At 64.9% G+C, this 12,448-nt stretch carries 12 protein-coding genes and 1 pseudogene; 9 read left to right on the plus strand and 4 right to left on the minus strand.

What is annotated here, in order from left to right; all coding sequences use genetic code 11:
- Positions 1-163: 163 nt before the first annotated feature.
- The 9 genes and pseudogenes from VFG17_RS01335 to VFG17_RS01375 form a co-directional block, all read left to right on the plus strand.
- A pseudogene (locus VFG17_RS01335) lies at positions 164-382 on the plus strand (aromatic ring-hydroxylating dioxygenase subunit alpha); the annotation flags it as partial.
- Positions 383-627: 245 nt separating this feature from the next.
- Positions 628-1,530 carry a LysR family transcriptional regulator gene (locus VFG17_RS01340; protein WP_325027681.1) on the plus strand — a complete coding sequence of 301 codons (903 nt, stop codon included), beginning with the start codon at positions 628-630 and terminating at the stop codon, positions 1,528-1,530.
- Between the two features lie 89 nt (positions 1,531-1,619).
- Positions 1,620-2,087: an NAD(P)H-dependent oxidoreductase subunit E gene (locus VFG17_RS01345; RefSeq protein WP_325027682.1), complete on the plus strand. Its 468-nt coding sequence runs from the start codon at positions 1,620-1,622 to the stop codon at positions 2,085-2,087.
- A complete protein-coding gene (locus VFG17_RS01350) occupies positions 2,084-3,658 on the plus strand; it encodes an NADH-ubiquinone oxidoreductase-F iron-sulfur binding region domain-containing protein (RefSeq protein ID WP_325027683.1) in 1,575 nt (524 codons plus the stop codon). Before VFG17_RS01345 ends, VFG17_RS01350 begins: the two co-directional genes overlap by 4 nt.
- A 4-nt stretch (positions 3,659-3,662) precedes the next feature.
- On the plus strand, positions 3,663-6,509 hold the full coding sequence (gene fdhF, locus VFG17_RS01355; protein WP_325027684.1) for a formate dehydrogenase subunit alpha: 2,847 nt from the start codon (positions 3,663-3,665) through the stop codon (positions 6,507-6,509).
- Positions 6,510-6,535: 26 nt separating this feature from the next.
- A complete protein-coding gene (locus VFG17_RS01360; RefSeq protein WP_325027685.1) occupies positions 6,536-6,751 on the plus strand; it encodes a formate dehydrogenase subunit delta in 216 nt (71 codons plus the stop codon).
- A complete protein-coding gene (gene fdhD, locus VFG17_RS01365) occupies positions 6,748-7,530 on the plus strand; it encodes a formate dehydrogenase accessory sulfurtransferase FdhD (RefSeq protein WP_325027686.1) in 783 nt (260 codons plus the stop codon). Before VFG17_RS01360 ends, fdhD begins: the two co-directional genes overlap by 4 nt.
- A 23-nt stretch (positions 7,531-7,553) precedes the next feature.
- Entirely contained in the window at positions 7,554-8,060 is a 507-nt protein-coding gene (gene mobA, locus VFG17_RS01370) for a molybdenum cofactor guanylyltransferase (protein WP_325027687.1), read from the plus strand.
- Between the two features lie 2 nt (positions 8,061-8,062).
- The gene (locus VFG17_RS01375) at positions 8,063-9,262 is read left to right on the plus strand and encodes a molybdopterin molybdotransferase MoeA (RefSeq protein WP_325027688.1); all 1,200 of its coding nucleotides are present in this window, start codon (positions 8,063-8,065) and stop codon (positions 9,260-9,262) included.
- Between the two features lie 206 nt (positions 9,263-9,468).
- On the opposite strand, the gene VFG17_RS01380 is transcribed toward VFG17_RS01375, so the two are convergent.
- The 4 genes from VFG17_RS01380 to trbF are packed head-to-tail and all read right to left on the minus strand — an operon-like array spanning position 9,469 to position 12,447.
- On the minus strand, positions 9,469-9,690 hold the full coding sequence (locus VFG17_RS01380) for a DUF2274 domain-containing protein (protein ID WP_325027689.1): 222 nt from the start codon (positions 9,688-9,690) through the stop codon (positions 9,469-9,471).
- Positions 9,687-10,916 carry a TrbI/VirB10 family protein gene (locus VFG17_RS01385; protein ID WP_325027690.1) on the minus strand — a complete coding sequence of 410 codons (1,230 nt, stop codon included), beginning with the start codon at positions 10,914-10,916 and terminating at the stop codon, positions 9,687-9,689. The genes VFG17_RS01380 and VFG17_RS01385 overlap by 4 nt, the downstream gene beginning before the upstream one ends.
- Complete coding sequence (gene trbG / locus VFG17_RS01390; protein ID WP_325027691.1) at positions 10,913-11,767, minus strand: P-type conjugative transfer protein TrbG; 855 nt, start codon at positions 11,765-11,767, stop codon at positions 10,913-10,915. Before trbG ends, VFG17_RS01385 begins: the two co-directional genes overlap by 4 nt.
- Complete coding sequence (trbF, locus tag VFG17_RS01395; RefSeq protein ID WP_325027692.1) at positions 11,764-12,447, minus strand: conjugal transfer protein TrbF; 684 nt, start codon at positions 12,445-12,447, stop codon at positions 11,764-11,766. The genes trbG and trbF overlap by 4 nt, the downstream gene beginning before the upstream one ends.
- Between the last annotated feature and the right edge of the window lies 1 nt (position 12,448).

The following is a 12,448-nucleotide window of genomic DNA, read 5'->3' on the forward strand; positions in this document are numbered from 1 at the left end:
AACGTCAGAAAGTTGCTCCGGGTCGTCGATGTATCTTTTCGTCGGCACCGTGCAGGGAAGCCGCGATTATGATTCCGGCCTTATCTTCTGGGCCAATCACATCATGACGCCCGAGACCGAAACCCGCACACACTATTTTTAGTCCGGTTGGCGGAACTGGCTTGTCGATGATGTCGATTTGAACACCGCCTTCCTTGCGGCAACCGTCGACGCGTTCCGTACCGAGGACACGCCGATGGTTGGTGATGTTCAGGAAGAGGTGGGAACGCCCAACCTGTCTTCCCTCTTTCCCGTCATTCTTCCGTGCGACAAAGGAACCGTGCGGGCTCGCAGCAAGCTGCAGGCAATGATCCGCGACGAGATCGCCGCACAGTCGGCTTGAAGGCGAAACAAACATGACGGCATAAACGACAGCGAATCCCGCGGGGATTCGCGTTGGCGTGAATAACGCACGTCCCTTTGAGCGAGCGGGCATTGCTCGGATGCGATGTCTTAGTGTAAGTCCTGGGGGTGTTGGATTGGCGTGCAAAAGGACTCCGACCCGCTTTTGGTGCAATAGATGGGGAAGGTCGCGAGGTTGCATCAGCCTCGCCCATAGCACATGATTGAGAGATCAGGACGTTCCGCATGCAGACCCGGCTCGTCGAATATTTCCTGGCGCTCCACCGCGAAGGCCATTTCGCGCGCGCCGCCGCGGCATGCCATGTTTCACAGCCGACGCTCTCGGCCGGCATTGCCATGCTCGAGGCGCAGCTTGGCAAGCGGCTCGTCGCTCGCGACCGGAAATATGCCGGGCTGACCCCCGAGGGCGAGGCCATCCTGCCTTGGGCCCAGCAGCTCATCGCTGCCGCGGAGGCTCTCGGGCAAGCGGCAAGCACGGCGCGCGGACCGCTCAAAGGCGAACTCAGGCTCGGTGCAATTCCGGCCTCTATGCCGGCGGCTGGCTATCTGATCGAGGTCATTCGCGGGCGCTTCCCCGACCTCAATGTTCAGCTCCGCGCTCTTACGTCGCGGCAGATCGAGCGCGAGCTCGCCGCGTTCGAGCTCGATGCCGGGATAACCTATGTCGACTTCGAACCTCCCGCTCACGCGCTGTCGGTCCCGCTCTATAAGGAGCGCAGCATGCTTGTGAGTTCGCGCGGCGGGATCGCGGTCCCTTCCAAGCCTGACTGGAAAGATCTCGCGGGCCTTCCTTTGTGCCTGCTGCCGCAAGGCATGCAGAACCGCCGGATACTCGACGCACGGTTAGCTGCGCTAGGATATGCGCTAAGACCAATCGTCACCGCTGATTCCTATCTCGCATTGCTCGCGATCGTCCGGCAGGGCCTGCTTTGCTCGATCATGCCGGCCAGTCACGCGATGCTGCTCGATGGCCTCGACTGGGCCATCGCAACCCCGCTACCTGACACTGACGACATCAACCGGGTCGGAGTGATTGTCTCGGACCGGACACCGATGAGTCCACTTGCGCAATCGGTCCTGGCGGTGGCGCGTGATCTCACTCTCCCAACCGAAATGACTTCCAGATGATAGAGATACTCTATCAAACATGCGATCGTTCGATTTGACGCGAGGCATCATCTGAGGCACCCGCACATGCTGGTAGAGGGTGTAGGTACATGCGCGATAATGACGCAAAGACGACGATAGTGGAATGGACCCTGCGCTATGGTAGCGGCCGCGAGCAACTGCTGCCCTTGCTCCATGCGCTTCAACATGAGATAGGCTATGTCGATGATGCGTGTGTGCCACTGCTGGCGAGCGCGCTCAATCTTTCTCGCGCCGACGTCCATGGCGTGATCACTTTCTATCATGATTTCCGCCGGCGACCGGCCGGCCGCCATGTCGTAAAGCTCTGCCGGGCGGAAAGCTGCCAGGCGCGAGGCGGCGTCGGGATCGAAGCGGCCGCAGCCAAGCGACTAGGTGTTGCGATGGGCGAGACGCGGCGCGATGGCCAGGTCAGCCTTGAGCCGATCTATTGCCTCGGCCTCTGCGCGATCGGTCCCAACGCCTTGGTCGACGGCCGCCCCGTTGCCCGGATCGACGAGGTCGTCCTCGAGCGCATCGCCGCCGAGGTCGCGGCATGACGCGTATATATATCAGCCGCGACATGGCGTCGGTCGCGCTGGGCGCCGACGACGTTGCCCAGGCGTTCGCGTCCGCTGGCTGCGAGGTCGTCCGTACCGGCTCGCGCGGCCTGTTTTCGATCGAGCCGCTCGTTGAGGTCGAAACCGAGTCGGGACGGATGGGCTATGGCCCGGTATCATCGCGCGACGTCGACGCGGTGCTCGCAGGCACCCATGTCCACCACCTTGGCCGGATCGATGCGCTGCCCTTCTTTGCCGCGCAGCAACGCTTCACCTTCGCGCGCTGCGGGGTCATCGACCCGCTCGGCATGGCCGACTATGCAGCGCACGGCGGCTGGACCGGTCTCGACATCGCGCGATCGTCGCCGCCGCAGGCGGTCGTCGACACAGTGAAAGCGAGTGGTCTCCGCGGGCGCGGCGGGGCGGGTTTCCCGACTGGGATCAAGTGGCAGACGGTTCTCGATGCACCGAATGCGCCCAAATACATCGTCTGCAACGCCGACGAGGGCGACAGCGGGACGTTCGCCGATCGCATGCTCATGGAAGGTGATCCCTTCTGCCTGATTGAGGGCATGGCGATTGCGGGGCATGCCGTCGGCGCCGGGCATGGCTATATCTATATCCGCAGCGAATATCCGTTCGCCATCGACACGATGCGCGCAGCGATCGAACTTTCGGCGACCCGGGTCGCGCCTTTCACGCTTGAGGTTCGCGTCGGTGCCGGAGCCTATGTCTGCGGCGAGGAAACGGCGCTGCTCGACAGCATCGAAGGCAAGCGCGGCCAGGTGCGCGCCAAGCCCCCGCTTCCTGCGCTGTCCGGCCTGTTCGGCAAACCCACAGTCATCAACAATGTCCTGAGCCTCGCGGCCGTTCCCTTCATCCTCAGCGAAGGGGCCGAGGCTTATGCGGGGGTTGGCTTCGGCCGCTCGCGCGGGACGATGCCCGTGCAGCTCGCAGGCAATGTGAAGAATGGCGGATTGTTCGAGGTGGGCTTCGGTATCACGCTCGGCGAACTCGTACAGGATATCGGCGGCGGGACGGCCAGCGGCCGTCCCGTGCGTGCCGTCCAGGTCGGCGGCCCGCTCGGGGCCTATTTCCCGCCCTCCCTGTTCGACACGCCCTTCGATTATGAAGCGTTCACTCAGGCGGGCGGGCTCATTGGCCATGCCGGGATCACCGTTTTCGACGATAGCGTCGACCTGGCTCATATGGCGCGCTTCGCGATGGAATTTTGCGCGGTCGAAAGCTGCGGCAAATGCACGCCTTGTCGCATCGGATCGACGCGCGGGGTCGAAATCATGGACCGGATCATCGCCGCGCGAACGGTGGAGCCCGCAGCGCCTGCGCCGCCAAGCGGCGTGCTCGGCCAGGCGCTCTATTCGCGCGCACCCGACCGGATCGATGTCAGCGCCTCCGCTCAGACCGAACTGCTGCGCGACCTGTGCGACACCATGAAATTTGGCTCGCTCTGCGCTCTCGGGGGCTTCACGCCCTATCCGGTGCTGAGCGCCCTCGATCATTTTCCCGAAGATTTTGGCGCGGGGGTGCGCAAGCCCCTCGCCGCGGAGTAATTGCATGAGCTTCACGCGCGAAACCGATCATGGCACGCCTCCGGCGCTCGCTACCGGACGCAATGTCACGCTGTCGATCGACGGCAAGACGATCGCGCTTCCCGAAGGCACGTCGATCATGCGCGCCGCCTCGCTCGGTGGCACCTCAATCCCCAAGCTGTGCGCAAGCGACAATCTCGAGAGCTTCGGATCGTGCCGCCTGTGTCTTGTCGAGATCGAGGGACGCGCGGGCTACCCTGCTTCGTGCACGACGCCGATTGCCGAGGGCATGGTCGTGCGCACCCAAAGCGAGCGACTGAAGCAACTGCGCAAGGGCGTGATGGAGCTCTATATCTCCGATCACCCGCTCGATTGCCTGACCTGCGCCGCGAACGGCGATTGCGAATTGCAGGAACAGGCGGGCGCGGTCGGTCTCCGCGATGTTCGCTATGGCTATGACGGCGCCACCAATATGGGCCAGCCAAAGGATCATTCGAACCCGTATTTCGATTTCGATCCCTCGAAATGCATTGCCTGCTCGCGCTGCGTACGCGCGTGCGACGAGGTGCAGGGTACTTTCGCGCTGACGATGGAGGGCCGCGGCTTCGACACCAAGGTCAGCCCGAGCCAGGGACAGGATTTCCTGTCGTCCGAATGCGTCTCGTGCGGCGCTTGCGTGCAAGCCTGCCCCACTGCCACGCTGATCGAGAAGAAAGTCGTCGAGGTTGGAACGCCGGACAAGGCAGTCGTCACCACCTGCGCTTATTGCGGCGTCGGCTGCACGTTTCGCGCCGAGATGCGCGGGGAGGAGCTGGTGCGCATGGTGCCCTGGAAAGAGGGCAAGGCGAACCATGGCCATAGCTGCGTCAAAGGCCGCTTCGCTTGGGGCTATGCCCAGCATCAAGACCGCATCCTGAAGCCAATGGTCCGCACGAGCGTCAGCGACCCGTGGCAGGAAGTGAGCTGGGAAGAAGCGATCGCGCGCGTCGCCAGCGACTTTCGCCACATCCAGGCCAAATATGGCACGCGCGCGGTCGGCGGCATCACATCTTCGCGTTGCACCAACGAAGAGACATTCCTCGTCCAGAAGATGATCCGTCAGGGCTTCGGCAACAATAATGTCGATACCTGCGCGCGCGTTTGTCATTCGCCCACTGGCTATGGACTGAAGACGACCTTCGGGACGTCGGCGGGGACGCAGGATTTCGACAGCGTGATGCAGTCGGACGTCATCCTCGTCATCGGCGCCAATCCCACCGATGGCCATCCTGTCTTCGGCAGCCGCATGAAGCAGCGACTTCGCCAGGGCGCCAAGCTGATCGTCATCGATCCCCGGCGCACCGATCTCGTTAAATCGGCGCACGTCGAGGCCGAGCATCATTTGCCGTTGCGCCCCGGGACGAATGTCGCGGTGCTGACCGCCATGGCGCATGTTATCGTGACCGAGCGGCTTTACGACGAGGCCTATATTCGCGAGCGCTGCGACTGGGACGAATTTCTCGACTGGTCCGATTTCGTCGCCGAAGCGCATCGTTCGCCTGAAGCGGTCGAGGCATTGACCGGCGTTCAATCCGACGAAGTACGCGCCGCGGCGCGCCTCTATGCGACCGGTGGCAACGCCGCGATCTATTATGGTCTTGGCGTCACCGAGCATAGCCAGGGCAGTTCGACCGTTATGGCAATCGCCAACCTCGCAATGGCCACGGGCAATATCGGGCGCGAAGGCGTCGGAGTGAACCCCCTGCGCGGCCAGAACAACGTCCAGGGCGCCTGCGATATGGGCAGCTTCCCTCACGAATTTTCGGGTTATCGCCATGTGTCGGACGACAGCGCACGCGCGATGTTCGAGAGCGCCTGGGGGGTCAAGCTCGATCATGAGCCGGGGTTGCGGATTCCCAACATGCTCGATGCCGCGACGGACGGAACCTTCAAGGGCCTCTTCATCCAGGGCGAGGACATCCTCCAATCCGATCCCAACACGCATCATGTTGCCGCCGGGCTCGCGGCGATGGAATGCGTCGTCGTGCAGGACCTGTTCCTCAACGAAACCGCAAACTACGCGCATGTCTTCCTGCCCGGGTCGACCTTCCTCGAAAAGGATGGGACGTTCACCAACGCCGAGCGCCGCATCCAGATGGTCCGTCAGGTGATGGCGCCGCTCAACGGCTACGCCGACTGGGAGATCGTCCAGCTCGTCGCGCAGGCGCTCGGACTCGACTGGAACTACAGCCACCCGTCTGAGATCATGGACGAGATCGCCGCGCTCACGCCGACATTCGCGGGTGTCCATTATGACCGGCTCGAAGCGGAGGGCTCGCTGCAATGGCCAGCCAATGATGCCGCGCCGAATGGGACACCGACAATGCACATCGGCGGCTTCGTCCGCGGCAAGGGCAAGTTCGTCGTCACCGACTATGTGGCGACGGATGAAAAGACGGGTCCGCGGTTCCCGCTCCTGCTCACCACGGGGCGCATTCTCAGCCATTATAATGTCGGGGCGCAAACGCGCCGGACGGCGAACACCGCCTGGCATGCCGAAGACCGGCTCGAAATCCATCCGGTCGATGCCGAAAATCGCGGCATCAACGACGGCGCCTGGGTGAGCCTGCGCAGCCGTGCCGGCGAGACATCGCTCCGCGCGCTGATCACCGATCGCGTTGCGCCGGGGGTCGTCTACACGACCTTCCACCATCCCGACACGCAAGCCAATGTCATCACCACCGACTATTCGGACTGGGCGACCAACTGTCCCGAATATAAGGTCACCGCAGTGCAGGTCGGGCATTCGAACGGCCCCTCGGACTGGCAGGAGGATTATGCTGCGCAGGCTCGGCAGAGCCGCCGGATCGTGCCGATCGAGGCTGCCGAATGAGCGGGGGTCATGACGAGGATGGCGTCATGTCGACGGGCGATCGCCTGATCTATATGGCGAACCAGATCGCCCGCAATTTCGAAGCCGAAGGTCGCGAACGGGCGGCCAAGATGGTCGAAGACCATATACGGCTCTACTGGGATCCCCATATGCGCGCCCGCATTGTCATTCTCGCCAGCGCCGCGCCCGGCGACTTGTCCCCGGTTGCCGCTGCCGCTGTCGAACGGATCGGCGCAGCTTGAACGAGGCGACCTTCGCCGGCCAGGCCCTGGTTCGCGTCGCGCGCGATGGCGCCCGCGCGCCGATCGAGCGCAGCCTCGCCGAGGAAATGCCGATCGCGCTAGAATTCAACGGGATCGGTTATGCTGTCCTGATGGCGACGCCCGCCGATCTCGAAGATCTGGTGGCAGGTTTCCTGCTGTCCGAGCGCCTGCAGGATATGGGCGACACACCGCCGCAGGTCGCGCTTCACAAGAATGAGAATGGCATCGTCGCGCGCGCGAACCTTGCTGCGGACAGAGCACAGGGACTTCTCGAGCGCGTCCGGCACCGCGCGACCGACTCGTCCTGCGGGCTTTGCGGAATCGAGAACATCGAGCAAGCAATGCGCTCGCTGCCGCCTGTTACCGCCAAGAGCAACGCCAACGACGCCGCTGTCTTCCACGCACTCGATGAACTCCAGGCGCACCAGCATCTCAATCGCGAAACCGGCGCCGTTCATGCGGCGGCGCTTGTATCGGAAGAGGGCGGCATCCGTCTCGTGCGCGAGGATGTCGGCCGTCACAATGCGTTCGACAAGTTGATCGGTGCAATGCGCTGCGGCGGACTGGGTTGGGACGGCGGCTTCGCGCTGCTGTCATCGCGCTGTTCCTATGAGCTCGTCGAGAAGGCCGCGCTCTCGAACTGCCCGTTGCTGGTCACCATTTCGGCACCGACGAACCTCGCCCTTCGGCGTGCAGCGGAAGCGGGTCTGCCGCTGCGCGTACTCGCGCGCCGCGACGCCTTGCTTTCCCTCGCATGATGATTCCCAGGATTGCCGCGGTTGTGCTGGCGGGCGGCCAATCGCGCCGGTTCGGCAGCGACAAGGCGGCCGCCCTTTATCGCGGGCGTGCCCTGCTCGACCATTCGCTTGGCGCGCTCCGGCCCTATGCCGAGGTCATTTTCGTCGCGGGCCGTCAGCATGGCGGGAAAGGGGCTGTCGCCGACCGCCCGGCTGCGGGTCTCGGCCCCCTTGGGGGCATTTGCGGCGCACTTTTCGTAGCCCGCGAGCAGCGCTTCACTCATCTGCTTTGCGCACCCTGTGACACGCCGGAGATACCGGAGCCGCTGCTGCAGGCGCTCGTCGCGGAGAATGGGGGTGCTTATGTCGCGAGCTGCCCGGTCCTTGGTTTCTGGCCATCCATCCTCGCAGATCACCTGGAAGATTATCTGGAAGCGGACCGCCCGCGGTCGATGCGAAGCTGGGCCGATGCGGCCGGCGTCCGGTCGCTCACGTGGGACGAGCCAATCCATAACGTCAATCACCCGTCGGATATCGGCGGCGAAGCCTGACGATGTCCGAGAGGCTCTCGGTGGACGCGGCGCTTGCCATGATCGCGCGCGAGGTCGAAGCCCTGCCGCCCGAGAGCCATGCCCTTAATGCGGACATGCTGGGCCATGTCACCGCAGCGCCGGTGAAGGCGGTTGCAGACGCGCCGCGCTTCGACTGTTCGGCGATGGACGGCTATGCGGTGCGCGCCGCGGAGACGGAAGCCGCCGGGCGCCCTGCAACATTTTCCTTGGCTGCCGACATCCCCGCCCATGCGAAGGCCGACGATCTCGAACCAGGCCAGGCGGCGCCCATCCATACTGGTTCGCCCATTCCGCGCGGCGCCGACGCGGTCATTGCGCGGGAAAGATGCAAGTCTGACGGAACGACCGTCGAGCTATCGGGACCCGTTGATGCGGGTCTCAACATCCGGCGCCGCGGCGAGGACATGCGCGCTGGATCGACGATATTCGCTGCGGGCAGGCGATTGTCACCCGAAGCCATTGGTGCCCTGCTCGCGGCGGGCGTCACGACGATTTCCTGCCGGCGCCAGCCGCGCGCGATTCTGATCCCGACCGGCTCCGAACTGGAGTCCGCGGTCCGCCAGCCGTCGAGCAAGCTGGACAGCAATGGGCCAATGATCAAGGCAGCCTGCCAGTCGCTCGGTATGGACTGCACACTCTATGCACCTGTGGTGGACGACCGCCAAGTGGTGCGCCAAACGCTCGACAAGGCGATCGCCTCCCCCGGCGCAGACATGCTGCTTACGATCGGCGGGATTTCCGGCGGCCGGCATGATCTTGTGCGGGAGGCCCTCGAAGAGCTTGGGGGTGTGGTCCTTTTTCACGGGCTTGCGATGCGTCCGGGAAAGCCGATCCTGTTCGCGCGCCTTCCCGACGGCCGCCCCCTCTTTGGGCTTCCGGGTAATCCTGTTGCGGCGCTCGTGGGCTTTCGTTTCTTCGTGCTCGCGGCAATCCGGCGGCAAATGGGACTGCCCGCGGAAGAGGGGTTCGAAATCGCCCCGCCCGAAGATGGCCGCGACGGAATGACGCTCTTTCTCCGAGGACTGCGAGCGGCGCGCGGTGCGAATGATGCCGTGCCGCTCGCAAACCAGCGCTCGCATGTCATGTCCTCCGTGCTGGATGCGGACTGCTGGATCAGGCTCGACCGCCAAGGCGACAAGACGCGCGCGATGATTTATGAGCTTGCGGCGCATCTTGCCTGATCCGGGAGCGGTATGATCGCTGCGGTTCCCGGCGAGCCCGCGAAGGGGCTAGGTGGCGGCTACCCCTTGCAATAAAGCGTCGCAGACTGATCAGGGACGCGCGAAGCGGGCGCGCAATGGCTGCATTGCTGAACAAAAATGGTCAGGACCGGAGCCAACGTCAGGGTCTGAACCCTGTACTGCGCACCGGACCGGGCTGGCGGCAATCAGCGCCGTCGGCGCACGCTCGCAAAGCCACGATCGGCTGCGATGAACCGGTCGATCATCGGCACCGCGATCCGTTCCGGGGGCAGCGGTTCGCCAAGACCTGTCGCCGTCGCATGAATATCCGCATAGGCAATCAGATCCCGGTAAAGCGCTCCCGGCAGTTCGATCGTGAGCTTCACAGGTTTGTCGTCGGCGATCGGACCCAGTCTGAGCTTGCTCATGGCGCTGCTCCGGCGTCGGGTTCAAGGATGAGGTCGCGGGTGACGAGAATGTGCAGCGTGAAGCCAGGCCGGATCGTGAGGGTCGGCTGGATATTCATCTGACGTTCGACCAGCCGACGGCCCGACTGGTTAATCGTGCCCTGCGACCCGTCGCGAAGCGCCCGCACGAGCGCATCGTCCCCGTTCGAGCCAAGCTCGGCGCCGACGCCGAGCAAAGTGGAAATCAGCGCAGCACGCAGCATCGATCCCCAATGATTGTCGGTGCGGTCGGCGAGGCCTGCCATCCCGCGGGCGTCGGTTCCCGGTTGACGATCGAGCCGGATCGAGCGGCCGCCGGGCAGGATCAGGCGGTCCCAGGCGAGCAGCACCCGTTCCTGCCCTGCGGCGATTTCGCTGTCATAGTCGCCGACGAGCCTTGCGCCCTGCGGAATGAGCAGGATGCGCCCAGTTGGGCTGTCGTAGACATTTTGCGTCACCTGGGCAGTGACCTGCCCGGGAAGGTCGGACCGGATCCCGGTGATCAGCGCGGCCGGAATGACGCTCCCGCTTTGGAGAATATAGGGCGAGCCGGGTTCGCGAATGCGTTCGCTGCTTTCGTCCGGCTTGCCGGACCCTCCTTCGAGAAAGGCGCGGCGCGCCGCCGCAGGGTTTCGCGCGCTGGCTTCTGGCGCCGCCGCTCCGGGAGCGGGCACTTCGAACGCTTCGCGCAGCACATCGGCCGCTCCCGTCCCCGCGGAAGCGCCGCCAAGAAACAGGCGACTGGCGGCGGCGGCTTCGCGCTGCTGCCGCGCCCGCTCGCGCGCCTCGGCGGCGGGCGAGCGGGCGCCGGCCGGCGGACCCATCGGTGGCACCGGGGTGGCTTCGCCGCCCTGCTGCGCGGCGACGATCGGCCCGCCGAGATCGCCGGGCAGCGGTCGCCCGAGCTTCGGCACCGCCCCATAATCGGCGGGCGCACTCGTCACCACGTCTGCGCGGTTCGCCGTGTCGGCCGAATAGAGATTTTCAGCCGATTTGGGCGCCGGTGTTTGCAACGCCCATAGCAAGGCGCCGCCGATCGCCGCGCCCCCGGCAGCGCCCATGATCGCCAACGTCTTGCGCGACAGGCGCATGACCCGCGGCGGTTCACCGCGCAGGCGGAAGGCATCGGCGCCGTGCTGCGGCGCGGCGCGATCTTCATCGCTCGGCGCTTCGGCGGGTGGCACCGCCTGACCCGCGCGCTCGCTCATGACCGGCCCCGGCGGCGCGGCATTTCCCGTTCGATGCGAACGACACGCGCCTGCTTGCCGACGCTGAGGCGAAGCTCGCCGCGGTCGAAGAGGCGATCGACAATCATATAACGGCCCTGCACCCGGTAATTGACGAGCTCGGCCTCGCCGCTGCTGCCGATGACGAAGAGCGGCGGCATGTCGCCCGATGCGATATCCGCGCCGAACTCGATGAATAGCTGGCGCGTGTCGTCGAACGCGCGGATGGGACGCCAGGCCACCTTGCCGCCCGCAATTCGGTAGCGGAAATTCAGCGCCGCAAGATCGATCGCTCCGGCGACGGGCGCGAGGCGCGACGCCTCGGTTTCGGCGGCCTGCAAGGCGATGAGCTCGTCGGCGGGATAGGTCCAGGAGACCGACGCCATATAGGATGCGGCGGTCGCGCGCAGTTCGACATGATAGGTGCGCCTGTCGGTGTTGATGATCATGTTGGTCATGATATCCGAGCGGGTCGGCTTGACGAGGATATGGACGCGGCGCCGCGCCCCGGCGCCGCTGACGGTGTCGCCTATGATCCACCTCACCGTATCGCCTGAGGCGACGGGACCCGGGCCGACGAGTTGTTCTCCTTCCTGCAAGACGATGTCGGTGACCTGCCCCGGCGCCGCGTAGACCTGAAAGAGCGCGCCTTCGGCCCACGCATATTGCTGGATCGCGTTTCGATAGCCCTGCCGGTCGGGCTGGACCCGCGCTTCGGCGTTGGCGCGGACGACCCGCTGGCGCGGATCGGCAGGACCGCTCGCCGCGGCGGGCGCTGCGAGCAGGGCAAGCGCGGCCCCGAGCAAGATCGGGAGGGAATTGGGCGTCGTCATTGATTGAGTTCCTTCGACCAGTTGATAGCGGTCACAAAAAGCCCAAGCGGATTCTTGGTGATCGCGTCGGGGGTGCTTGGCGGCTGGAGAGTGACGGTGACGATCGCCGACCAGCGCGAGCGCTCGATCAGACTCCCGCCCTGATAGCGGCGCTCGGTCCAGGCGATGCGAAAGCTGTCCTTCGAGGCACGGATGACGCTCGAGACATCGACCGCGACCTGGACCTTCCCGACCTCGGCGAAGGGGTCGTTGATCCGCGCATAGTCATTGAGCGCCTGCGCCCCGGAGGCGCTTGCGAAATCATAAGCGCTGAGCCAGTCGGCGCGCAGCACGACCGGATCGGCGGGGATAGAGCGAACATGCTCGATGAAGCGCGCGAGGTGGAAGGCGACCTGCGGATCGGTCGGCCGATAGTCGCCGTCGGCCGGCGCGACGGCGCGCGCTGCGCCGAGCTCGTCGACCTCGACGACCCAAGGTGTGATCGTGCCGCGCGCAGCTTGCCAGACAAGCCCGGCGGCGAGCCCGCCCGACAAGATGAGCGAGCCGAAAAAGGCAAGACGCCAGCTGCGGGCCTGTACGCGCGCCGACCCGATTCGGTCATCCCAGACTTGGCTCGCGCGCTGGTAGGGCGTGACCGGCTCGGGCGCGCGACCATAATGATTGTGGGGTCTCTTGAACATG

It is taken from the genome of Sphingopyxis sp. (genome assembly GCF_035686825.1).
Lineage (GTDB): Bacteria > Pseudomonadota > Alphaproteobacteria > Sphingomonadales > Sphingomonadaceae > Sphingopyxis.